Source organism: Micromonospora sp. C51, assembly GCF_018070435.1.
Taxonomy (GTDB): Bacteria; Actinomycetota; Actinomycetes; order Mycobacteriales; family Micromonosporaceae; genus Micromonospora; species Micromonospora sediminimaris.
The window spans coordinates 95,789-117,434 of the sequence record NZ_JAGPXQ010000002.1 but is presented as its reverse complement, the minus strand read 5'-3'; the positions used below and the strand labels follow the sequence as shown (position 1 = coordinate 117,434).

Genomic DNA, 21,646 nt, shown 5'->3' with positions numbered 1-21,646 from the left:
CGGAAACCGGGGAGAGGCGGCGACATGTCCGGGACGTTCGCCCTACGCACGGTGGCGTCGTTCCTGCCGGAACGGTCGGTCGCGGTGGCCGAGCTGCCGGAACTGGCGTACCTGGGGCCGGCCGAGCGGCAGCTCTGCGCCGACCTCGGGATCGAGCGGATCCGCACCGACCCGGAGTTGGACGCGCTCCACCTGGCCGCCGGCGCCGCCAGCAGGGCACTGGGCGCCGCCGGCCTCGCCGCGGATCAGATCGGGGCCCTGGTCGCGGTCGAGTCCCGTGCGCCGGCCACGCTGATGAGCTCCGCCGAGACCCGGCTGCAGGCACACCTCGGCGCCGACCGGGCGCTGACGTTCTCCGTCGGCGGGCTGGGCTGCGTGTCGATGACGCCGGCGCTGCTGGTCGCGCGCGGCCTGCTGGCCGCCGATCCGGATCTGAGCGACGTCCTCGTCGTGCACGGCAGTACGCCGGCCACGCCGCGGCGCTACCGGCACCCGGTGACGGTCAGCGGCGACGGGGGCATGGCCGCGGTCGTCTCGAGAGACGGGCCGTTGCGCGTTCTCGACGTGTTGCAGGAGACCAACGGCCACTACTGGGACCTGTTCCGGGTGGACTACCGGGACCGCCCGTCGGCCCGCTGGTCCGAGCAGTGCCGCGATCTCCAGGAGTACTCCTTCACCCTGGCGCTGGAGAGCCGTGACCGACTGGGCGCGATGTACCGACGCCTGCTGGACCGCAATGGGCTCGCGCCGGCGGACGTCGCCCGGCATGTGTGCCACAACCTGTCCCTGGGCGGGTTCCGGTTCCTTGAGGAGACGCTCGGCGTGACAATCGCGGCGGCCTGCCACGACAACCTGCGCGACCTGGGCCATCTCGGCGCGAACGACATCCTGCTCAACCTGGCGACCGAGATCGGGACCGGGCGGCTGCGCGACGGTGAGCGGGCCGTGCTGATCAGCGCCAGCCCCGTGGCCGCCTGGAGCATGCTGCTGGTCGAGGTCGTCGGCGATCCCGGTGACTGCACCGTCGGTGACCGGCGCGGAGCCGGGCCGACGACCGACGACGTTCCTGGACACCACACCAGCTCCCGAGACGGACGTGTGATCTGACCTGAGGAGAGGAACCCGACCATGAGCGTTGTCGGCGTTGCCGGAGCCGGCGTGATGGGGATCGGCGTGACGCAGAACCTGGCCCAGACCGGGCATCGGGTGGTCCTTGTGGACACCGAACAGCAGGTTCTCGACGCGGCTCTGCAGAAGATCGAGGCACAGCTGCGGATGAGCCGGATGCTCGGCGGTCCTGCCGTGGACTCGGCTGCGGCGATGGCGTTGATCAGCACCGGCGTGGATCTGAAGGCGCTCGCCGAGGTGGATTTCGTCATCGAGAACATCCCCGAGAGGTGGGACCTCAAACGAGCCTTGTACCTGGAGATGGACCGGATCTGCGATCCGGCGACGGTGTTCGTCGTCAACACGTCCGCGATTCCGATCACCGAGTTCGCAGCGGTGACCGGCCGACCGGAGCAGTTGGTCGGCGTGCACTTCATGAACCCGGTGCCCATGAAGACCGCCGTGGAACTCATCGCGGGTCAGCACACCTCGGCCGAGACGGTTCGGCGTACCCGTGAACTGCTGGACGCGATGGGCAAGAAGGCTATCGACGTCAAGGACGTCTGCGGCTTCATCTCCAACCGCGTCCTGATGTTGACCGTCAACGAAGCGGCCTTCCTGGTTCATCAGGGCGTCGCCACCGCCGAAGCGGTCGACGAGGTTTTTCGGAGCTGTTTCGGTCACCCGATGGGCCCGTTGGAGACTGCCGACCTGATCGGCGTCGACACCATCCTGCACAGCATCGACGTGCTCTACCAGCACTACCGCGACAGCAAGTACCGGCCCTGCCCGCTGCTGCGCACCATGGCCAACGCCGGCCGGCACGGGCGCAAGTCCGGTCGTGGCTTCTACGAGTACGGCCCGACCGTTTGAGTACCCGGCTACCAGCACAGGAGGGGAACACATGTCCCACAACGACCCCGGCGCCGTCGTCGCCGCGTTCCTCCAGCAGCGGTTCCCGCACGTGGAGATCGCCCACGATGAGGACATCTTCGCGCTCGGCCTGGTCAACTCGTTGTTCGCGCTGGAGCTGGTGATGTTCGTGGAGAAGACCTTCGGCTTCACCGTGCCCAGCGACGAGATGCGGATCGACAGCTTCCGCAGCATCGACGCGATCAGGGCGTTGGTCGACCGTCAGTCCGCGACAGTGTGACGGCGGTAGCGGCGATGTCACCGATGGCTGCGGCCACCGAACGCGTACCAACAGATCGGGCCGCGGCCCGCTGCTTCGCCCGGACCCACCTCGCCCCGCTGGCCGCCCGGTTCGATCAGGCCGGCAGCATTCCGTCGGAGACGCTCGTCGGTATCGGCGCGGCCGGACTGTGGGCACCGTTCCTACCGGTCGAGTACGGCGGGCAGGGCGCATCGATGCTGACCATGGGTCAGGTGCACGAGGAGATCGGACACGCCTGCTCGTCGGTACGCAGCCTGCTCACCGTGCACGGAATGGTCTCCTGGGCGGTGCTGAGGTTCGGCACGCCCAGGCAGCGGGAGCAGTGGCTCCCGCGCCTGGCCACCGGATCGGTGCTGGGGGCGTTCTGCCTGTCCGAGCCGGATGCCGGCAGCGACGCCGGGAGCCTGACCAGCCGAGCGGTCCGGGACGCAGCTGGGTGGGTGCTCGACGGAACCAAAACGTGGATCACCGGAGGCCAACGAGCGCACCTGTTCCTGGTGTTCGCACGCACCGGCACCGGCATCGCCGCGTTCCTGGTGCCCCGCGACAGCGACGGGCTGACGGTGACGCCGATCCCCGGCATGCTGGGCACTCGCGGCAGCATGCTCGCCCGGCTCACTCTGACCGGGGTACGGGTGGGACCGGACGCCCTCGTCGGTCCGGACGGCTTCGTGAACGGCATGGTGATGAGCGCTGTGTTGGACTTCGGCCGCTACAGCGTGGCCGCCGGCTCAGTCGGCATCCTCCAAGCCTGCCTGGACGCCTGCGCCCACCACACCGCGCACCGCAAGGTCGGTGGCATCGCGTTGCGCGACAGGCAACTCATCCAGGCGAAGCTCTCCGACATGGTCACCGACACCCGAGCCGCGCGACTGCTCTACGAGGCCGCCGGGCGGCTGAAGGACCAGGGCGACGCGGACACCCTGATGGCCACCTGGGTGGCCAAGTATTTCGCCTCGACCGCTGCCGCCCGACATGCCGCCGAGGCAGTGCAGATACACGGTGCCGTCGGCTGCACCCCGGGCCATCTCGTGGAGCGCTTGTACCGCGACGCCAAGGTCATGGAGATCATCGAAGGCAGCAACGAGATCCAGCGGATCACGATCGCGGCCGACGCCTATCGGAAGGATGTTCGGTGAGTGACGATCCGTGCGAGGAGGAGCGGCACGGTCGGATCAAGTGTGTGGTCTGGGACCTCGACCAGACGATCTGGACCGGCGTCCTGCTGGAGGACGCGACGGTCACGGTGAAGCCGGAGGTCGTCGAGGCGATCGAGGCGCTCGACCGGTTGGGGATTCTGCACTCCATCGCCAGCAAGAACGATCACCAGGCGGCCTGGACACAGATTGCGCGAAGCGGACTCGCCGAGATGTTCCTCTGCCCGCAGATCGGGTGGAACGCCAAGTCACACTCCGTGCAGCAGATCGCCGAGAAGCTCAACATCGGGCTCGACACGATCGCCTTCGTCGACGATCAGGAGTTCGAGCGGGCGGAGGTCGCCATGGCGTGTCCGCAGGTGCTCTGCATGGATCCGGGCGAACTCGCCGAGGCGATGCGGACGCCGGCATTCCAGCCACGGTTCATCACCGACGAGTCGCGCGAACGCCGCCAGATGTACCGCAACCAGATCCGACGCGACGACGAGGAGGAGCGGTTCGTCGGCACCCCCGACGAGTTCCTCTCCCAGTTGGGGCTGGTCGTACGGATCGAATCCGCCACCCGGGCCGACCTGCAACGGGCCCAGGAACTGACGGTCCGTACCAACCAGCTGAATTCGACAGGTCGGACGTACTCCTACGACGACCTCGACAAGTCGCGCACCTCAGACAATCACCGGCTGCATGTGGTCACCCTCGACGACCGCTTCGGCTCCTACGGCAAGATCGGGCTCGTCCTGATCGAAACGTCAGAAAAGGTCTGGCGGCTACGGTTGTTGCTGATGTCGTGCCGCGTGATCTCCCGCGGCGTCGGAGGGATCGTGCTCAGCCACCTGATGCGGCAGGCCCGGAATGCCCGCGTCGAGCTACAGGCGGATCTGATCGAGACCGGCCGGAACAGAATGATGCAGATCACCTACGCCTTCGCCGGCTTCCGCGAGATCGATCGGGCCGATCAGCACGTGACCCTGCGCGCTGACCTGGACGTCATTCCGCCCGTGCCGCCCTTCGTCCGGCTGATCGCGGATTGACGCGCACCGACGTGCTGGAGGCCGACGGCAGCCGGGTCACCCTGCACCGGCTGCGCCACGTGGAGCGGCTATGCTCGCTCGCGCGAGGTCACCGTGGGCGGCAGCACGAGCACCGGGAGCGACAGGGCAGATGGCATCCGAAGCAACCGTCTGCGCCTTCTGCGGCAGGGCAACCGACTCCGGCCGCCCGGTCCACGAACGCGGAACTCGGTGCACGCCTTCTACTGGTACAGCCGCTGAGCAGCTGGCCAGCCCTCGACGCGCTGCTGCCGCTGAAGCCCGACGCCACCATCAGATACCTGGCCAACACCGTCGACCACATCGCCGTCGAGCCCAACTGGGTGGCGGTGTGCGGGCGTGCCCTTCAAGCACCCGAAGCGACCCCGACCGGCCGACCCCCAAGCGCCGCAGACTCACCGTGGCGGCGCTCCGCATGGCGGGAACGCTGAGGACCAGGCCGATGGCCGCGCCGAGCACGCTCAGCCACGGGGACGGCGGGACTGGGCCCGCACCACCAGGATCAGGCAGACGCTTATCAGTCCGGCGAGGACCGAACCGAGCAGCATGAACCAGAGCCCCTCCCGCGCATCGGCGCCCGGTAGGCCCTTCACGTTCGCCCCGTAGAACGCGGCGATCAGGCCGGGCGCCACGAAAACGGCCGCCAGGATTCCCACGCTGGCCTGGAAGGCACCGTCCCGGTCGGCCCGTTCCTGGGCCAGCCGGAACTGCTGGCCGGAGGTGGCGTTGGCGACGAGGTCGAACGACTGCCGGACCGCCCGGCGCTGCGCCTGCGACTGGGACAGGAACCGCGCGCAGTTCTCCTTGACCAGGTCGCGGATGTGGCGGGGAATGCCAGGCTGGATCTCGATCCGGCGGACCAGGGTACGCACGGCGTCCCGGTTGAGTGCGGCGCCGTGGCCGAGTAGAGCGAGGTGGCGCTGCAGGCGGTTGAAGTCCGGCCCGACGAACAGACCGCCGTCGCCGGCCGCCTGTGCCAGGAAGTAGTTCTCCCAGGTCTCCAGCTCCAGGTCGACCATGTCGACGGACCACTCGATGTGCCGCACCACGGCGTGCAGGAAGCGGGCCATCCGCTCCGCGCCGCTGCCGCCCGTCGGACGCCCCTCCAGCCGCCGGTCCGGCAGCCCCCACGTCCGGTACTTCGAACCCTCGCCACCGGTCCGTCCGGTCCAGACGACGACGCACCAGCGCGGCGCCCAGATGATCCGCGTGTGCCGGTAGTGCGCCACCGGATCGGCGGCGGCGTCGTCCTGTCGCCAGTTGACCGACGGCGTCAGCACGTCGAACCAGGCGGCGCCCTCGCGGGCCAGAGCCGGCGGGACGGGCGGGATCCACTCGGCGTGCCAGGGCATCGGCTCGTCGCGCAGCCCGTCAGCCAGCGCGGCCAGTTCGTCCACCGCCCCGGGCGGGAGCAGGCCGGCAAGGACCAGCCGCAATGCGGCGGTGGCCTCGGATCCGGGCTCGCCGATCTCCAGGTCCCAGCCGTCCGCGCCGGCTGCGACCATCGCGGCAAGGTCGGCACCGTCGCTGATCCAGCCGGCCCCGAGCACCTCGTGCCGGAAGTTGTCCGCGTCGGGGATCGTACGGTTGCGTCGTTCGATCTCGGCCCGGACTCCGGTGACCAGCCTCAGTTCCTCATCGTTCCGGGTGACCCGCAGTTCACAGATGGCCAGCGAGTTCATCCGGCGCTGACCTGACCGGCGATCTCGGCCTGCCACTCCGGCGTGGTGAACGTGCTGATCTCCTCGGGCGTGGGCAAGGGCGTCTCCAGCTTCCGCAGCTCGTCGGGATCGTCGCCGCGCAGCGTCCGCAGCGCGACCAGCCGAGTGTGACTCCACCGGCGGTAGCTCTCCCGGTTGGCCTCGAACCGGGCGGTCCGCACGCTCTGATCCCGGTGCTGCCGGTAGAGGTAGACCGGGTGCGGCACGTACCACCCCGGCGCGAACGTCGAGATGGCCAGCAGGACGTCCTGGTCCTCCATCTCCGTACCGGCCGGCCACCCACCGGCGGCGAGCAGCCAGGTGCGGTCGAACATCACCGCGCCCGGGTGGAAGAAGAGGTTCTTGTCGCGCCGCCAGATCTCCTCCAGGCGCCCGGGTGGCACCCGCCCCGGCTCGTACGGCCGGCGACTGAAGCGGGCCAGCCGCTTGCCGTCCGGGAAGAGGTCGACGCTCTCACCAAAGACGAAGCTCACCTCCGGGCGGGTACGCAGCGGCTCGGAGAGCAGCGCGAGCGTGTCCGGGAAGAACTCGTCGTCGGCGTCGAGCGGCGTCACCCAGCGCCCGGTGGAGCGCAGCAGGGCCCGGTTGCGCGCCGCGCTGATGCCGAGTTTCTCCCCGTTGGCGGCAACCCGGATCCGGCCGTCGGTGGCCGCCGCCGGGAAGTCCTCCTCGACCGGCCCCTCAGGGGCGCCGTCGATCTGGATCAGCCACTCCCAGTCCGGGCCGCCGTCCTGCCAGAGCAGGGATTCGTGGGCCCGGGCGAGCATGTCAACCTGAGCCGGCAGAACAGGCGTGATGACGCTGATCATCCCTCGATGCTAGTGCGGTGGCCACGAACGTTCACCGGGTGTCCGATGGACTGTTGTGGATCCCGATAATCGGCACACAACGGGCGGCCGCGTAGCGTGGAGCAGCCCGACGGGAGGGCTGCCGGTGGTACCGGAGTACCAGGTGCGGCCGGAAAGTGTCGACCGCGGTACCACGAACCTGACGTTGGGCGCTCCTAGCGTTGCGAGCATGATTCAGATACGTGAAGTAACCAAGCGGTACGGCGCGAAGACGGTCGTCGACCGCCTGTCGTTCACCGCGAAGCCCGGACAGGTCACCGGCTTCCTCGGCCCCAACGGGGCCGGCAAGTCGACGACCATGCGGATGGTGGTCGGGCTCGACGCGCCGAGCTCCGGCGACGTGCTGGTCAACGGTAGGCCGTACGCCTCGTCGAAGGCGCCGCTGCGCGAGATCGGCGTACTGCTCGAAGCCAAGGCCGCGCACCCCGGCCGGACGGCGGTCAGCCACCTCCTGGCCCTGGCCCGTACGCACGGCATCCCGCGCTCGCGTGTCGATGAGGTGCTCGGCCTGGCCGGTCTCTCGGCCGTCGCCCACAAGCGGGTCGGCGCTTTCTCCCTCGGCATGGGCCAGCGGCTCGGCATCGCCGCCGCCCTGCTCGGCGACCCGGCCGTGGTGATGCTCGACGAGCCGGTCAACGGCCTCGACCCGGAGGGTGTCCTCTGGGTGCGCAAGCTGCTCACCGGCCTGGCCGCCGAGGGCCGCACCGTGATGTTGTCCTCGCACCTGATGAGCGAGGTGTCGCTGATCGCGGACCATCTGGTCATCGTGGGTCGGGGCAGGCTGCTGGCCGACACCACCGTGGCCGACTTCGTGACGGCCGAGGGTGTCCGGGTCGTCACTCCCGCCCCTGACGCGCTGCGCACGACGATTGCCGGCCCGGGTGTCACGGTCACCTCGACCGGCGCGGAGGAACTGCTCGTCGCCGGCGCCTCCGCCCGGGTGATCGGGCTGGCCGCGGCCGCCCGCGGCATCCCGCTGTTCGAACTGACCCCGCAGAACGCCTCACTCGAAGCGGCGTTCATGGACCTGACCCGCGACGCTGTCGAATACGAGGCTTCCCGATGAAGATCACTCCTGGTGGCGTCGTCGCCGCCGAATGGACCAAGTTCTCCTCGCTGCGCTCCACCTGGATCACGACCGGCATATCGGTCTTCCTCCTGATCGCCTTCGGCATGATCGCCTCAGCTTCCTTTTCGGGCGACAACCTGACCTCGGTCGACCTGGCCCTGTCCGGCAGCGCCCTGGCCGCGCTGTCCGTCGGCGTGCTCGGCGCGCTGCTGGGGGCCGGCGAATACACCACCGGCATGATCCGGGCGACCCTCGCCGCGGTGCCGCGCCGGTTGCCGGTGCTCTGGTCGAAGAGCCTCGTGGCGGGGTCGGCCGCCTTCGTCACGATGACCGTCGGCGCCTTCGCCGCTTTCGTGGCGGGGTCGGCAGTGCTCAACGACGAGGTCGGCGGCCTGGGCCTCGGCGACGACGGCGTGCTGCGGGCACTGCTCGGCGCCGGCCTCTATCTCGGCCTGGTCGCGGTGCTCGGGGTCGCGCTCGGCATGCTCGTCCGCTCCAGCGCCGGCGCCATCGCGATCCTGGCCGGCCTGCTGCTGATCGTGCCCGGTCTGGCCGCTCTGCTGCCGGACTCGATCTCCGAGGTCATCACCCCGTACCTGCCCAGCAACGCCGGCAGCGCCGTGATGACGCTGACCCAATCGGACGGCACTCTGGCCCCATGGGCCGGCCTCGCGGTCTTCGCCGGGTACGTGGTCGTGACGCTCGCCGCGACGGCGTACCGGCTGAAGACGACCGACGCGTGAGTGGGTAGAGGGAGAATCCGGTGATGAGTACGCAGGGTTGGCTGGTGGACCGGCAGGCCCGGTTACGAGCCTTCGACCGGCGCCGCCCGTGGGTGATGGACACCCTGGTGGCCGTCCCGATCGTGCTCTTCAGCATCCCCAACATCATCGAGAATCCCCTCTCGGCGACGATCGCGACCCTGGTTCTGCTACCGCCGCTGTACTGGCGACGGCGGTACCCGTTCCCGGCGTTCCTGGTCACCGCGGCCATCGAGTTGACAGAGGGACTGCTGGACGTCGCCGTCGGCGCCGGAGTGATCCTGCTCGTGATGCTGTTCGGCGTGGCCTCCCGGGGTTCGTGGCGGGCGCTGGTCTGGGCCTCGGGGATCACCCTCGCGCTGCTGGTCGCCGAGATCTATCTGATCAATCCGGTCACGGAGAACCGCACCATCACGCTGTTCCTGGTGATCGGCACCTCAGCTGCCGCGGTCGCGTCCGGCATCGCGGTGCGCACCCGTCGGGCGTACCTCATCGCTCTCGAGGACCGCGCCGCCCGCCTCGAGGTCGAGCGGGATCAACGGGCCCGCCTCGCCGTCGCCGAGGAGCGGGCCCGGGTGGCCCGCGAGATGCACGACATCGTCGGCCATCACGTCTCGGTCATCGTGGGCCTGGCCGACGGCGGTGCCGCGCTCGCGACCTCGCGGGCTGAGCAGTCCGCCGAACCGCTCCGGTTGATCGGTGACACCGGCCGGCAGGCGCTGTCCGAGCTACGCCGAGTGCTGGGCGTGCTGCGCGAAGGAGACGACGATCCGCAACTGAGCCCGCAGCCGGGCATCGACGATCTCGACCGGCTGCTGCCGAGCGTGCGGGCGGCCGGGCTGCCGGTCACCTACTCGACCTCGGGCGAGTTGCACACCCTCGGCCGTGGCGTGCAGCTCGCGGTCTACCGCATCGTTCAGGAGGCGCTCACCAACACCCTCAAACACGCGGGAAGCGGCGCGACCGCGGACGTCACTCTCGCTGCCTCCGCTGGAGAGGTACGGGTACGGGTACGTGACAACGGCCGTGGCAGACCCGCTGCCCCGAGCCACGGCCTACTCGGCATGCGGGAACGCGCCGCCATGTACAGCGGGGTAGTGACCGCCGGCCCGACCGAACACGGCTGGCTCGTCGACGTAGTCCTCAAGGAGCCTGCATGACCACCGTCCTGATCGCCGACGACCAGCAGCTGCAACGGATGGGCTTCAAGATGCTGCTCGACGGCACACCCGGTTTCAGCGTGGTGGGCGAGGCCGCCAACGGCGCCGAGGCAGTACGGAAGGTCGAGCAGACCCGGCCCGACGTGGTGCTGATGGACGTGCGCATGCCCGGCATGGACGGCATCGAAGCCACCCGCCGCATCACCGCGGCCGGCTCCCGCACGCACGTGCTGATCCTGACCACATTCGACCTGGACGAATACGTGTATGCGGGACTGCGGGCCGGAGCGAGCGGTTTCCTCCTCAAGGACGCCCGCCCCGAGGAGCTGATCGCCGGCATCCGCGCCGTTGCGAGCGGAGACTCGGTGGTGGCCCCCAGCCTGACCCGCAAGCTGATGGACGCCTACCTCCAGAAGCCGGCGTCGACCACCCGTGCGGACCCTCGCCTGACCACGCTCAGCGAGCGCGAGCGAGAGGTCCTCGAAGCGATCGGCCAGGGCGCCACCAACACCGAGATCGCCGAACGCTTCACCCTCACCGAATCCACAGTGAAGAAGCATGTCGGGCGCGTCCTGGCCAAGATCGGGGCGCGAGACCGCATCCAGGCCGTCATCTTCGCGTACGACAACGGCCTGGTCGAACCACGTGCCTGAACGGGTTGCCGCGAACCGGCCTCCTCGCCAGGGGCGGGCACGACGACATCGGTCACCGGGATTCTGAGCGGCAGGCCGTGAACTGCGGCACCACGTCGGCGAGCGCTCGATCGAGGATCTCCAGACCCAGGTCCAGCTCGGCGTGGGTGGAGGTGAGCGCCGGCGCGATGCGGAACACGCCGCCCATGCCCGGCAACTGCACCACATTCATGTGCAGTCCCAGCTCCAGACACCGCGCGGTCACGGCGGCGCCCAGCGCGTCGGCCGGTCGTTTCGACTCCCGGTCGCTGACCAGTTCGAGCCCGACCAGCAGCCCGCGGCCGCGCACGTCGCCGACCACCGGGTGTCGCTGGCCGATCTCCCGCAACCCCTTCCGGAGGTACGCGCCCAGGTGCGCCGCCTGTTCGTCGAGCCGGTCGGCCTCCAGCACGTCCAGGACCGTGTTGCCGACCGCGGCCACCAGCGGGTCCGAGACGTGCGTGGTGAAGAAGAGGAAACCGCGCTCGTGCGCCGTCTGCTCGATCTCCGGGCTGGTCACCACGGCAGCCAGCGGCAGGCCGGCACCGAGTGTCTTGGACAGGGTCAGGATGTCCGGCACGACGCCGTCACGCTGGAACGCGTACCACTCGCCGGTGCGGCACAGACCGGTCTGCGCCTCGTCGAGGATCAGCAGCCCGCCGCGCTGGTGCACCTTGTCCCGCAGCGCCGCGAGGTATCCCGGCGGCAGGTCGAGCACGCCGCCGGAGCTGAGGATCGGCTCAACGATGCACGCCGCCAGACTGCCCACCGACTGGGCGTCGAACAGCTCGAACGAGAACTCCAGCTGACGCCGCCAGTCCAGCTCACCGCCCGGAAGGGTGAAGTCGGGCCGGTACGCGTTCGGCGTGGGGATCGCGACGTTGCCGGGCGCCGCAGGCCCGTACCCCTTGCGTCCCGAGCTGTAGGTGGCGCTCGCCGCCGCCTGCGTCATCCCGTGCCAGGACCGGGCGAACGAGATGATCTCGTGCCGGCCGGTGACCAGCTTCGCCATCCGGATCGCCGCCTCGTTGGACTCTGCGCCGGTGGTGAGCAGCAGAACCTTCTCGAGCGGCGCGGGCAGGGAGCCGGCGAGGCGGCGGGCCAGCTCCACCACGGGCCGGCTCAGCATGCCGCTGAACAGGTGGTCGAGGGTGGCGGCCTGTTGCTGGATCGTGGCTACGACAGCCGGGTGGGAGTGACCGAGAATGGCGCTCATCTGCCCGGACGTGAAGTCGAGCAGGCGGCGGCCGTCGGCAGTGAACACGAAACTGCCTTCGGCGCGGTCGATGATCTCGCGGACGAAGCTGCCCGCGCCGATGTAGCGGACCAGGTGACGATCGGCGTCGGACCAGAAGGAATCAGCCATGAGCCGACGCTAGGCAGCCCCGTTAAGGCACGTCCATCGCACATTTCCGCTGTCGCTGTTAAGCAAAGCCGTACAGTCGGCGGGCATGACGCTGAATCCGTGGCGGCTGCGCCTGCTCGCCGACCTGGCAACCTACGGCACCGTCCGGGCTGTCGCGCAGCGCGGCAACCTGAGCCCGTCGGCGGTGTCCCAGCAGCTGGCCACGCTGGAACGGGAGACCCGGACCGCGCTGCTGGAACGCACCGGGCGGCGGGTGCGGCTCACCGCAGCCGGAATACTGCTCGCCGGCCGGGCTCGGGAGATCCTCACGGCCATGGACGCGGCCGAGGCGGAGCTGCGCCGCCTCGCCGACGAACCGGCCGGCACGGTCACCGTGGCCGCGTTCCAGAGTGCCGTGCAGGCCCTCGCCGAACCGGCGCTGGCCCGCCTCGCGGCCCGGCACCCGGACGTGAGCGTGGTGTTGCTGGAACTGGAGCCGCACGAGAGCATGCCGGCGCTGCGTCGGGGCGACGTCGACCTCATCATCACGACGGCCGACTTCACCGGCGCCGAGCTCTCGCCGGAGATCGACCTGGTGCCGCTCGCCACCGATCCGATCGTGCTCGTGCTGCCCCCGGAGCACTCGCTGGCCAGTGCCGAGTCGGTGGCCCTGGAGGCGTGCGCGCAGCAACGCTGGACGTTCGACGTCGCCGGCTCGTACATGTCCGAGTTGTCCACCCGGCTGTGCCGGGAGGCCGGCTTCGAGCCCGTGGTGATCTGTCGGTTCAACAACTACATGCTGGCACTCCAGCACGTGGAGAACGGCCGCTCGATCACCATGCTGCCGAAGCTGGCGGTGGACCCGCGGTACCGGGTGGTGACCCGGCCGCTGAACCCGCCGCTGACCCGACGCATCACGACCGCGCTCCGGCGACCGGCTGCGTCACGCCCCGAGGTGACGGCCGTGCTCAGCGCGCTGAGAGCAGGTGACTGACCGCCGGGGTGTCGGGCTTCGCCACAGCGGCCACCGTCGCCTTTCGCGAATGCCGTTCCGGGCAGGAAAGGGCTGAAGCGTGGCCGGCGGGGCGGGTCAACCAGCGGTGATCGTTCGAGGCCCGTACCTCTCAGCCGCGCGCGCCTTGGCCTTGGCCGCCTCCACGTCGCGGTCACGGGGAGGCGCCTTCGTCACGAGGCTGTCCAGCAGGGTCCGGGTGGCCGCCGTGACAGCGCGGACCGCCTCGCCGAACGCCTCCTCGTTGGCCGCCGAGGGCCGTGTCGTGCCGCTGACCTTGCGCACGTACTGAAGGGCGGCGGCCTCGATCTCATCGTCGCTGACCGGCGGTTCGAAGTTGTGGAGCACGCGTATGTTCCTGCACATGCCTCCACCATGCCACGCAGAACCACTTGGCCAGCAGGCCGAGCTGGTCACCACGCGAGCCACCTGAGGTCTCCCCGGGCCAGCCAGAACGGTTGCGCCTCGTGGCAAGATCGGCCATCATCTAGCGATGATCTCCAACCGGAAGGGCGGACACGCCCTGGCGCGTTGACCGCGCCCACGCGGCACGACGATGCCGCGCCCCTCTCCCCGGCCCCCCGCGATCTGTGGCGGCAGGCCGAAGTGATCCGGCAGGAGTGGCTGGGGTACGCCCTCTCCACCGAACCCGCCGACCGACCCACCACGCAACGATGCCTCACGGCGATCTACGCCCGAGCCGGCCGTCGCCAGCCCCGGTTCGCCTGGGTGGACTCCCCCGCCGCGGCCCTGCCACTGATCCAGCAACTGCCCACCCTCGGCCAACTCCTCCAGCGGGTCCGTGACCCCGCCCCGGCCGGCCCACCGCCCCCGGCCAGCGACATAGCCACCGTGGCGTCCCGGCTGAGGGCCGCGCTCAGCGACGGGGTCCAGCACACCGATCCCGAACTGTCTCCCGTCCGCCGAGGCAGGACCCGCGAACCCTGGCCGGACCTGCCACCGCAGGATGCCCTCGACCGGCAGGTGCCACTCGGCGTCGTGCTGCACCGAGGCGTCCGCAACGCCCTGCACCGCAGCCTGATCCCCGGCTTCACGCAACCGGTCCGCGCCGGGCTGCCCGGTGGCGACCGAGAGGCCCCCGTCTGCTGGTACGGCCAGCAGGACGCATTCTGGGTCGGCTACTACGACGCGCTGCACCGGCTCGGACTGGCCGCGTACACCGCCGAGGCGAGCGACCATCTGCGGACCTGGACCGACTTGGCGCGATCCGGCGGCTGGTGGTGGCCCGGCTCGAACGTCTGCGTCGTGGTGGAGCGGCCGGCGGTGATCCGCACCGAACCCGTACCCGGCTCGTGGTACGACGAGGTCCGGCTACGACCGGACGGTGTCGGGTACCGCGACGGCTGGCGACCGCCGCCGTGCTGACCGACGGCTGAACACCGGCACGAGGACGAGGGAGGCTTGGCGGGCGGCCGTTTCGGCAGCCGACGACGCCGGAACGCGGAAGGGCCGGAAAGGACGAGCCGGTCGCCGCCCGCCAAGCCGCCTCGGGCCCGCTGCCGACGGGCGACGGCGATGACCACCGGCCGGGGAACCCGGCGACGCGCCCATCACGACCAACGACAACGTATCCGTCGTGGCCTGCCCAAATATGCGGGAGACACCCGGGAAACCGGCAAGCTCCTCGACACGTTTCCAGATTCATCGAGACCAAGGGGTAGCGCATCGGTGTCCGTCGTTGGAATGATGTCCGCCAGCGTATTTATTATTTCGGCGTCAGCGCCAAACGGAGGGCCTATTCCGTGAAGCACGACCATTCGCCTGTTCTGCCAGGTCACGGCGCTACGGACTATGCGCGCTACATGCGGACAGATGCTTTGCTCGGTCTACAACGGACGCCGGACGAGGTCATACATCGCGACGAGCTGCTTTTTCAGGTGGTGCATCAGTCGACCGAGTTGTGGCTGAAACTGGCTGCGGCGGAGCTGGCGGAGGCGACCACCCAGGTGACTGCCGGTCGGCTACCGGCCGCGGAGGCGCTGCTGGCCCGGGCGACGCTCGCGGTCCGCTTGATCACCGACCAACTGGAGATGCTGCGATATCTGTCCCCAGTGGACTTCCAGGCGATGCAACCCGCCCTCGGCAACGGTTCTGGTGCGGAGTCACCCGGTTGGCGGCAGGTCCAGGGAGCCAGCCGACAGCTCGGCCGTGCGTTCGACGAGCAGCTTGCCGCCCACGGTGTCGAGGCGGCCGACCTGTGCCCGGCGGATCCGGCGGATCCGCTGCACCGGCTCGCCGAAGCGATGGTGGAATGGGATGAACGGGTGTCGGTGTGGCGGGTCCGCCACTACCAGGTGGCCCTGCGAATTGGCGGCCATCCCCCGGCCGGTGACCCCGGCAGCCCAGCGAACATGCTGGCAAAACTCGCCGGACACCGATTCTTTCCCGAGTTGTGGCAGGCGCGGCTGCGCCCCACCGCTGACGAATAGCCCGGCTGAACCTTACGCAGCTTCGGTCGGCCGGCATATCCGGCGACCACAGTGAGGTTCGTCTCGTCGACTTCGAGGGGTGGCACGTGCGTCCATTGATTCACTGGTTGTCGCGCCCGACCGAACCGCGCCGCTTTCCCTACTCCCCGGTGCTGAAAGAGTTTCACCGCAACGGCAAACATTTCGCGGAAAAGAGTTTCCTCGCCCTGCTCGACAGCGCCCGGCAGGTGGTGACCCGCCCGGTCTCCGGCACCGGCGACGCCGCGGCCCGGCAGCTGACCGACTTCCTGGACGTCGCACTGGACAAGTGGGACGGCCGTTACGACTACCGCAGCTATCTCGCCCTGCGGCTGCTCCGACTGCCCTGCGGACCAAACGATCCGACCCCGGGCGCGCAGACCGCCGCCCGGCGGCAGAGCCGGGATCGGCTCCTCGTCCGCCTGGTCGCCGACGCGCTGGCGTTCGAGTTGGCCGCCGCCGCAGGCAGGACCGAGGAGCTCCCGCTGCAGAGACCCGGGCCAGCGGTGGTCGTCAAACGCTGCCGACTCGGTGTCCGAGCCGCCGCGCCCGCGCTGGCTCGTCTCGGCATGACCGCGGCGATCGGGAGCGACGCCCCGACCACAACCGCGGCCAACCTGCACACCGTCGCCCGGGACCTGGCGTTCCCCGGGGATCCGCTGCTGCGGCTGACCATGTTGCCGGTCCACGTGACGCACGACGAGTACCTCTTCATCCGGGTACTCCAGGGTTACGAGTGCCTCTTCGCCGGGGTCGCCGACGAACTTCGCGCGGCGGTCGCCGCATTGGCCGGGCCCACACCGGGCACCGCCGCCGACCGGCTCGGGTACGCGGGCGACCTGCTGCGCACCGCGGCTCCACTCTTCTCCCTCCTGGCCACCATGCGGCCCGAGTCGTTCCGTACATTCCGGCAGTACACCGAGGGCGCCAGCGCGATCCAGTCCCGCTCGTACAAACTCATCGAATCGCTGTGTCGCACCCCGCACGCGGATCGGCTGGGCTCGGTGGCCTACCAGTCGGTGCCGGAGATACAGGCCCGGGTAAGCGTCGGTCAGCCGACGGTTGACCAGACGTACCGGTCGGCGGTGTCTGAGGGCCGGCTCACCGGCGCCGACGGCGCCCTGGTGGCGCGGCGGATGGCCGCATTCGCCGGTGCCCTGTCGCAGTGGCGCCGGACCCATCTCCGCGTGGCGGTGTGGATGCTCGGTGCCCAGACCGGTACCGGCTACACCGAGGGCACGCCGTACCTCGCGGCGAACAGCGCCGCACCCGTGTTCACCCCCATGACCACCGATCCGCCTGCGGCCGGCCCGACTGGGAGGCGCTGCGCATGAGCCAGCCCGAGCACAGCCCCCGATGCCTCGACGCGGGCACGCACGCCGCCCTGCGCGCCGAGTTCCCGCTGGTGCACACCTGCGTCTACCTGAACAGCAACTCCACCGGCGCGGTGCCCCGGGGAGGTGAGCGGGTGCTGCACGACTACTGGGAGACCCTGCGCACCTGGCGCGACGACGTCTGGCAGGACTGGCACATCGGCCTCGACCGGTACGCCGACTCGGTGGCCGCGTTGATCGGCGCGCCGCCGGGCAGCGTGATCACCGATGCGAATCTGAGCACCTTCCTGGCCCGGGTGGCGTCCTGCTTCGACTACCACCCGCCGCGCAACCGCGTCGTCATCACGGATCTCGACTATCCGACGGTGCCGTTCATCTTCCGCGCGTACGGCCGACACGGGGCCGAGGTCGACGTGGTCGGCACCGGCGGACCCCACCTCGACCAGGACGCTGTCGAGGCCCGGCTCGACGAGCGGACGCTGCTGGTGTGCGTGTCCCACGCCAGCTTCACCTCCGGCGCCACCGTGGACCTGTCCCGCCTGGTGGCCCGCGCCCACCAGGTCGGCGCGCTGGTGGTGGTGGACGCCTTCCAGACCGTCGGGGTGATGCCGTTGGACGTCACCGCGCTCGGCGTCGACGTGGTCATCGGCGGTTCCCACAAGTGGCTCTGCGGTGTCGGCACCGGATTCCTCTACGTCCGGCCGGACCTGGTGCCACTGCTGACTCCGGCCGCCACCGGCTGGCAGGCCGGCGACCGCGCGCTGAGCTTCCGACCGTCATCCGGCTGGGCGACCGGTGTCCGTCGCTTCGCCGGCGGCACCCCCTACCCGCTCACCTCCCTGGTCTCACAGGTCGGTCTGGACCTGCTGCTCGGTGTCGGTATCGACGCCATCCGACGGCATTCGCTGGCGCTCACCCAACAGCTGCTGAACCGGGCCGAGGCCGCCGGCATCGTCGTGGTCAGCCCCACCAGCATCGCCCGGCGAGGCGGGGTGGTGTGCCTGGACATCCCCGACGGCGAGGCCGTCAAGCGGCGGCTGGGCGCTCGTGACGTGATCTGCAGCTGGCGCGGCTATCTGCGGGTCGGCCCGCACGTCTACAACACGCTCGACGAGATCGACCTGTTCATGGATGCGCTGGAAAAGGAGCTGCGGCAGTGACCGTCACCCTCTCACCGCGGGCACTGATGAGTCTGCTCGTCAACGGGCCCAAGGCCATGGACGTCCTGCACACGGCGCTCGACCTGGGGCTGCTCGACACGCTGGAGCGCGGACCGGTCCGCCTCGACGCGCTGGCCACCCAGCTCGGGGTGCTCCCGCTGCGGCTGTACAAATTCCTCGACTGCATCGAGAGCCTCGGCTTCGTCATCCGCGACGAGCCCGGCGACGACATCGGCGCGACCAGCTACCGAGCCGTGCCAGGGCTACGCGACGCGGTCAACGCGGTCGTCGGGCCGGGCGCCACCGAACGGGACCGTGACCGCTACCCGTGGCGGCAGTTGCACGGCCGCCTGGCCGAGAGCCTACGCGGCGAGGTCAGCATCGACGACGGGTTCGCCTGGCCGCCGAAGACCGCCGCGCAGACCGCGGAGTTCGAACGCAGCATGGCCCTCGGGCTGGGACCGGCGATCGAGACGGTACGCCGGCACTCACCTCGACTCTGGCCGGACCGGCACCGCCTGCTCGACGTCGGCGGCGGTGACGGGACACTCGCCGCACACATCCTCGACTCCGCACCGCACCTGCGGGCCGACGTGTACAACCTGCCGGCGGTGGCACCACTGGTCGCGGCCACCCGGGACGACCGAGGTCACGCGGATCGGCTCGGCTTCGTCGGCGGCGACTTCTTCGCCGAACCCCTGCCGCGCGGCTACGACGCGCTGTCCTTCGTCCGAGTTCTGCACGACTGGCCCAACGCGGTCGCCCGCGAACTGGTTCAACAGGCGTACGCGGCGTTGCAGCCCGGTGGACTGATCCTGATCTGCGAGGAGTTCCGCACCCCCGACCGGCTCGCCATGCAGTTCTTCTGGAGCTACTTCCTGATCGGCGTCGACAGCAGCGTCAGCCGCCTACGCGACGTGGACTTCTACACCACCCTGCTCACGGAGACCGGCTTTCACCACGTGGCAGTGCTGCCCGGCACCTGGGAGCTTGTCATCGCGTACAAGCCGACCCAATGACCCTGGAGGCCGTCGAGGTCGTCTCCGAGGGGCACGGGAGGCGGCTCCCTCGGAGCCGCAGCCGACAGTGATCGGCGTGGCGAACGCACCTGCTCGTACCGGACGAGTCTCCATCGGGCGGGATTGGGGGTCTAGCATCGGGCGGTGGAATCGTCCCTTGACACCTTGCCGAAGATCAGCGCACCCGCGACGCGGGCGCTGAACGCCGCCGGCTACACCGCCCTACGCCAGCTCGCGGGCGTGCCACGCGCAGACCTGGCCAAGTTGCACGGCATGGGGCCAAAAGCACTCGACACCATTGAGGCCGCCCTCGAACAGCACAATCTGAGGCTGAGCTGACGCCGGCCAGACGCCGCTGCGCCCTTCGAGACCTGATCGAGCGCACTGTTAAGAGGCAATCGGCTGGCTACCTGGCCTTACGGTCGGCCTCCGGTCGACAGTCGCAGTTATGAAGGTGCTACCTACGCGACCGGCGGCGTTGGCGCTCAGCAACTGCGGAAACCCGTCCGGTAATCAGCGTCGTGGCGACGGCGATGGTACCGCCGGAGGATGTCACAAGCGCGGGAACGGTCTTGTCGAGCAGTGCGAGGAGCACACCGGAAACCAGCGTGAGCACGACGATGACGAGGGCATAGGTCAGGCGGCGTTCAGCGTCGCGGCGTATGAACTTTGCATCCTCCTCGACCTGCACCAGGATGCGTTCAGCAGCATCTGGCACAGCCCGTTGCCACTTTTGGACCTTCTCGTACGCGGGGAGGGCGTCCCACACCGAGGGAGGGCTGGACTCGGTCACCGGCTCCGCCCTTCGGGGTCACCAAGTGCCACGAGGATCCTCGTCATCCGGTCGTCGAATCGCTCAGCGGCCACCGTCATCGCACCGGCAGTAGTGAGGGGAAGACCGAGCAGGCGCTCCACGATCGTGCGCCACCGCGGCTCAGCAGGCGCCTGCCCGGGCGGTGAGGACGACGGATCGGCGGGGTCGAGCCATGGATCGCGGGGCGGCTCGGTCGTACCGCCGGCCGCAGTGAGCGTGCCGCCACGCAAGGCGTCGCGGGTCCGCTGCTCCTCGGCGAGGGAGTGCATGGCGTTTGCCTCAAGCGCCCGAACCAGCGCCCGCCTGACGTGCGCGAACATGGTCCGGTCGGTTGTGCGATACAACAGGACCTCGCGCCCCTGGTACGTCGCCCGCAACTCGAACACCTCGCGGCGCCACGTCTGCTTGAGGGCGATCACCCTGATGTCGCGGAGATCCTGGACCAGGTAGGGCTCGCGGGCGCGCAGCACGAACAGCTTGTCGGTGATATTGAGTTCCGGCCCCCGATAGTAGATCGCCATCTGTGTGCCCTCCCGGAACCAGAATTGCACAGGATCGACCAAACACAATCCACAGTCGATGCCGCTACACGTTCGTGCTCAGCGGCGACCGTGAGGGCGAGATCTGGCGCTACGAGTTCACCCCCGACGCCTGGGCGACTGCCCGCGCCGCAGCCAGCCTCGCCACCCTCTTCACCGGCTGGACGCAAGGCGACGCTCCACATGGCGGAAGGGGTGGCCCCGGCCGGCGGATCACCCTCGGATTGCAACAAAAGCGCCCGCTGGCACCGTTCTACCTCCGTAGCGGTAGTCCTTCGAAGGGTGTCAGATGCGCTTGAAACGACTCCTGATCGCCGTGGTGGCATTGGCCGCCGTGCTGGTCACGGCGGCTCCGGCCGCGGCAATCAGCGGCGGTGAACGGGCCGCGCCCGGTGAGTTCCCGTGGATGGTCCGGCTTCTGCCGGTGGGTTGCGGCGGAACCCTTATTCACCCGCAGTTGGTGCTCACCGCCCAACATTGCGTCGATGAGCAGCCAGCCGACAGCCTCACCGTCGTCTCCGGCACCGTCGACCTCAAGAACCCACGCCGGACGATGACCAGATCCGCCGCTCACATCGGCGGAACCGAGTGGTGGAATGGACCGGACTGGGCGGTGATCAAGCTGGAACGGCCGCTCGACCTGCCCGTCCTGCGGCTGGCCACCGAGCCCCGACAGCTACGGACCCTGACCGTGACCGGCTGGGGCACGAAGAAGTCAGGCGGCCCCCAGGAACGCTTCCTCAACAAGGTGAAGCTGCCCTTCCTGCCCGACGAGCAGTGCTTCGACGACCCCTGGTGGGATGAGCACCCCGAGTACCCGAGGTCGACGATCTGCGCGAAGTCGGTGAACCAGAAGAGCCACTGCCCCGGCGACTCGGGCGGACCAGCTCTGCACCGGCTTGCCCACGGCGCCTGGGAGCAGGTCGGCATCGTGAGCGCCGGTTCGGACTGCGACTGGGACATCGGCGAGGAGCCGACCCCCAACTACACCGACGTCGCCTACTTCAGCCAGAGCATCCAGCGCGCCGCCGACCAACTGCTCGCAAGCTCCAGCTGATCACCACCCGGCGGTGGTAGCCGACCGGACACGGCGCTGACGCTCGCGTCGGCGCCGGCGTCGGCCAGCCGGCCGAGCATCTCGTCGCGGGTGCCTTGGTCCATGTTCCGCCCCCGTCCTGCCCACGCGGTCGACACCCGCATCGTCCGCTGCATCGCAGGATGTCGATTGTCAGCCTGAC

At 69.6% G+C, this 21,646-nt stretch carries 23 protein-coding genes; 17 read left to right on the top strand and 6 right to left on the bottom strand.

What is annotated here, in order from left to right:
* Positions 1 to 24: 24 nt before the first annotated feature.
* The 5 genes from KBX50_RS03515 to KBX50_RS03495 are packed head-to-tail and all read left to right on the top strand — an operon-like array spanning position 25 to position 4,469.
* Positions 25 to 1,107: a ketoacyl-ACP synthase III family protein gene (locus KBX50_RS03515; protein ID WP_210934614.1), complete on the top strand. Its 1,083-nt coding sequence runs from the start codon at positions 25 to 27 to the stop codon at positions 1,105 to 1,107.
* 21 nt (positions 1,108 to 1,128) lie between these two features.
* Complete coding sequence (locus KBX50_RS03510; protein WP_210934613.1) at positions 1,129 to 1,980, top strand: 3-hydroxyacyl-CoA dehydrogenase family protein; 852 nt, start codon at positions 1,129 to 1,131, stop codon at positions 1,978 to 1,980.
* Between the two features lie 31 nt (positions 1,981 to 2,011).
* Positions 2,012 to 2,260, top strand: coding sequence for an acyl carrier protein (locus tag KBX50_RS03505; protein ID WP_210934612.1), 249 nt, complete (start codon positions 2,012 to 2,014; stop codon positions 2,258 to 2,260).
* 23 nt (positions 2,261 to 2,283) lie between these two features.
* Positions 2,284 to 3,420, top strand: a complete 1,137-nt coding sequence (locus tag KBX50_RS03500; RefSeq protein WP_210934611.1) for an acyl-CoA dehydrogenase family protein — start codon at positions 2,284 to 2,286, stop codon at positions 3,418 to 3,420.
* Complete coding sequence (locus tag KBX50_RS03495; protein ID WP_210934609.1) at positions 3,417 to 4,469, top strand: HAD family hydrolase; 1,053 nt, start codon at positions 3,417 to 3,419, stop codon at positions 4,467 to 4,469. The genes KBX50_RS03500 and KBX50_RS03495 overlap by 4 nt, the downstream gene beginning before the upstream one ends.
* 479 nt (positions 4,470 to 4,948) lie before the next feature.
* On the opposite strand, the gene KBX50_RS03490 is transcribed toward KBX50_RS03495, so the two are convergent.
* Together KBX50_RS03490 and KBX50_RS03485 are read right to left on the bottom strand one after the other, a co-directional pair.
* Positions 4,949 to 6,169: a CorA family divalent cation transporter gene (locus KBX50_RS03490; protein WP_210934607.1), complete on the bottom strand. Its 1,221-nt coding sequence runs from the start codon at positions 6,167 to 6,169 to the stop codon at positions 4,949 to 4,951.
* A complete protein-coding gene (locus tag KBX50_RS03485; protein WP_210934605.1) occupies positions 6,166 to 7,017 on the bottom strand; it encodes a glycosyltransferase family 2 protein in 852 nt (283 codons plus the stop codon). The genes KBX50_RS03490 and KBX50_RS03485 overlap by 4 nt, the downstream gene beginning before the upstream one ends.
* A gap of 208 nt (positions 7,018 to 7,225) precedes the next feature.
* On the opposite strand from KBX50_RS03485, the gene KBX50_RS03480 reads away from it, so the two are divergent.
* Genes KBX50_RS03480 through KBX50_RS03465 form a run of 4 tightly spaced genes read left to right on the top strand, consistent with a single transcriptional unit; the run spans position 7,226 to position 10,699 of the window.
* Entirely contained in the window at positions 7,226 to 8,122 is an 897-nt protein-coding gene (locus KBX50_RS03480) for an ABC transporter ATP-binding protein (RefSeq protein ID WP_210934603.1), read from the top strand.
* A complete protein-coding gene (locus KBX50_RS03475) occupies positions 8,119 to 8,868 on the top strand; it encodes an ABC transporter permease (protein ID WP_210934601.1) in 750 nt (249 codons plus the stop codon). Before KBX50_RS03480 ends, KBX50_RS03475 begins: the two co-directional genes overlap by 4 nt.
* Positions 8,869 to 8,891: 23 nt before the next feature.
* Positions 8,892 to 10,046, top strand: coding sequence for a sensor histidine kinase (locus tag KBX50_RS03470; protein ID WP_210934599.1), 1,155 nt, complete (start codon positions 8,892 to 8,894; stop codon positions 10,044 to 10,046).
* Positions 10,043 to 10,699: a response regulator transcription factor gene (locus KBX50_RS03465; protein ID WP_210934597.1), complete on the top strand. Its 657-nt coding sequence runs from the start codon at positions 10,043 to 10,045 to the stop codon at positions 10,697 to 10,699. The genes KBX50_RS03470 and KBX50_RS03465 overlap by 4 nt, the downstream gene beginning before the upstream one ends.
* Positions 10,700 to 10,751: 52 nt before the next feature.
* Here the strand turns inward: KBX50_RS03465 and KBX50_RS03460 are convergent, their stop codons facing one another.
* Positions 10,752 to 12,083, bottom strand: coding sequence for an aspartate aminotransferase family protein (locus KBX50_RS03460; protein WP_210934595.1), 1,332 nt, complete (start codon positions 12,081 to 12,083; stop codon positions 10,752 to 10,754).
* Positions 12,084 to 12,168: 85 nt separating this feature from the next.
* Here KBX50_RS03460 and KBX50_RS03455 point away from each other — a divergent pair, with 85 nt between their 5' ends.
* Positions 12,169 to 13,056 carry a LysR family transcriptional regulator gene (locus KBX50_RS03455; RefSeq protein ID WP_210934594.1) on the top strand — a complete coding sequence of 296 codons (888 nt, stop codon included), beginning with the start codon at positions 12,169 to 12,171 and terminating at the stop codon, positions 13,054 to 13,056.
* Positions 13,057 to 13,152: 96 nt separating this feature from the next.
* Here the strand turns inward: KBX50_RS03455 and KBX50_RS03450 are convergent, their stop codons facing one another.
* Positions 13,153 to 13,440 carry a DUF2277 domain-containing protein gene (locus KBX50_RS03450; protein ID WP_210934593.1) on the bottom strand — a complete coding sequence of 96 codons (288 nt, stop codon included), beginning with the start codon at positions 13,438 to 13,440 and terminating at the stop codon, positions 13,153 to 13,155.
* 165 nt (positions 13,441 to 13,605) lie between these two features.
* On the opposite strand from KBX50_RS03450, the gene KBX50_RS03445 reads away from it, so the two are divergent.
* The 6 genes from KBX50_RS03445 to KBX50_RS03420 all read left to right on the top strand — a co-directional run bounded on the left by KBX50_RS03445 (position 13,606) and on the right by KBX50_RS03420 (position 19,394).
* The gene (locus KBX50_RS03445) at positions 13,606 to 14,460 is read left to right on the top strand and encodes a DUF6745 domain-containing protein (protein ID WP_210934592.1); all 855 of its coding nucleotides are present in this window, start codon (positions 13,606 to 13,608) and stop codon (positions 14,458 to 14,460) included.
* A gap of 377 nt (positions 14,461 to 14,837) precedes the next feature.
* Positions 14,838 to 15,524 carry a tryptophan 2,3-dioxygenase family protein gene (locus tag KBX50_RS03440; protein WP_210934591.1) on the top strand — a complete coding sequence of 229 codons (687 nt, stop codon included), beginning with the start codon at positions 14,838 to 14,840 and terminating at the stop codon, positions 15,522 to 15,524.
* Between the two features lie 86 nt (positions 15,525 to 15,610).
* Positions 15,611 to 16,876: a hypothetical protein gene (locus KBX50_RS03435; RefSeq protein ID WP_210934590.1), complete on the top strand. Its 1,266-nt coding sequence runs from the start codon at positions 15,611 to 15,613 to the stop codon at positions 16,874 to 16,876.
* Positions 16,873 to 18,036 (top strand): aminotransferase class V-fold PLP-dependent enzyme, encoded by a 1,164-nt coding sequence (locus KBX50_RS03430; protein ID WP_210934588.1) that lies wholly within the window; start codon positions 16,873 to 16,875, stop codon positions 18,034 to 18,036. Before KBX50_RS03435 ends, KBX50_RS03430 begins: the two co-directional genes overlap by 4 nt.
* The gene (locus KBX50_RS03425) at positions 18,033 to 19,055 is read left to right on the top strand and encodes a methyltransferase (protein WP_210934586.1); all 1,023 of its coding nucleotides are present in this window, start codon (positions 18,033 to 18,035) and stop codon (positions 19,053 to 19,055) included. Before KBX50_RS03430 ends, KBX50_RS03425 begins: the two co-directional genes overlap by 4 nt.
* A 144-nt stretch (positions 19,056 to 19,199) precedes the next feature.
* Positions 19,200 to 19,394, top strand: coding sequence for a DNA-directed RNA polymerase subunit alpha C-terminal domain-containing protein (locus tag KBX50_RS03420; RefSeq protein WP_210934584.1), 195 nt, complete (start codon positions 19,200 to 19,202; stop codon positions 19,392 to 19,394).
* A gap of 118 nt (positions 19,395 to 19,512) precedes the next feature.
* Here KBX50_RS03420 and KBX50_RS03415 read toward each other — a convergent pair whose 3' ends face one another.
* Both KBX50_RS03415 and KBX50_RS03410 read right to left on the bottom strand, forming a co-directional pair.
* Positions 19,513 to 19,848, bottom strand: a complete 336-nt coding sequence (locus tag KBX50_RS03415) for a hypothetical protein (protein WP_210934583.1) — start codon at positions 19,846 to 19,848, stop codon at positions 19,513 to 19,515.
* Complete coding sequence (locus KBX50_RS03410) at positions 19,845 to 20,390, bottom strand: DUF6232 family protein (protein ID WP_210934582.1); 546 nt, start codon at positions 20,388 to 20,390, stop codon at positions 19,845 to 19,847. Before KBX50_RS03410 ends, KBX50_RS03415 begins: the two co-directional genes overlap by 4 nt.
* A gap of 313 nt (positions 20,391 to 20,703) precedes the next feature.
* Here KBX50_RS03410 and KBX50_RS03405 point away from each other — a divergent pair, with 313 nt between their 5' ends.
* On the top strand, positions 20,704 to 21,465 hold the full coding sequence (locus tag KBX50_RS03405) for a trypsin-like serine protease (RefSeq protein ID WP_210934581.1): 762 nt from the start codon (positions 20,704 to 20,706) through the stop codon (positions 21,463 to 21,465).
* Positions 21,466 to 21,646 lie beyond the last annotated feature (181 nt).

Coding starts and splice junctions, on each gene's coding strand:
- KBX50_RS03410 (WP_210934582.1), bottom strand. CDS start 20,390: ATGGCGATCTACTATCGGGGGCCGGAACTCAATATCACCGACAAGCTG.
- KBX50_RS03465 (WP_210934597.1), top strand. CDS start 10,043: ATGACCACCGTCCTGATCGCCGACGACCAGCAGCTGCAACGGATGGGC.
- KBX50_RS03470 (WP_210934599.1), top strand. CDS start 8,892: ATGAGTACGCAGGGTTGGCTGGTGGACCGGCAGGCCCGGTTACGAGCC.
- KBX50_RS03510 (WP_210934613.1), top strand. CDS start 1,129: ATGAGCGTTGTCGGCGTTGCCGGAGCCGGCGTGATGGGGATCGGCGTG.
- KBX50_RS03430 (WP_210934588.1), top strand. CDS start 16,873: ATGAGCCAGCCCGAGCACAGCCCCCGATGCCTCGACGCGGGCACGCAC.
- KBX50_RS03505 (WP_210934612.1), top strand. CDS start 2,012: ATGTCCCACAACGACCCCGGCGCCGTCGTCGCCGCGTTCCTCCAGCAG.
- KBX50_RS03450 (WP_210934593.1), bottom strand. CDS start 13,440: ATGTGCAGGAACATACGCGTGCTCCACAACTTCGAACCGCCGGTCAGC.
- KBX50_RS03490 (WP_210934607.1), bottom strand. CDS start 6,169: ATGAACTCGCTGGCCATCTGTGAACTGCGGGTCACCCGGAACGATGAG.
- KBX50_RS03475 (WP_210934601.1), top strand. CDS start 8,119: ATGAAGATCACTCCTGGTGGCGTCGTCGCCGCCGAATGGACCAAGTTC.
- KBX50_RS03515 (WP_210934614.1), top strand. CDS start 25: ATGTCCGGGACGTTCGCCCTACGCACGGTGGCGTCGTTCCTGCCGGAA.
- KBX50_RS03460 (WP_210934595.1), bottom strand. CDS start 12,083: ATGGCTGATTCCTTCTGGTCCGACGCCGATCGTCACCTGGTCCGCTAC.
- KBX50_RS03480 (WP_210934603.1), top strand. CDS start 7,226: ATGATTCAGATACGTGAAGTAACCAAGCGGTACGGCGCGAAGACGGTC.
- KBX50_RS03485 (WP_210934605.1), bottom strand. CDS start 7,017: ATGATCAGCGTCATCACGCCTGTTCTGCCGGCTCAGGTTGACATGCTC.
- KBX50_RS03455 (WP_210934594.1), top strand. CDS start 12,169: ATGACGCTGAATCCGTGGCGGCTGCGCCTGCTCGCCGACCTGGCAACC.
- KBX50_RS03500 (WP_210934611.1), top strand. CDS start 2,284: ATGGCTGCGGCCACCGAACGCGTACCAACAGATCGGGCCGCGGCCCGC.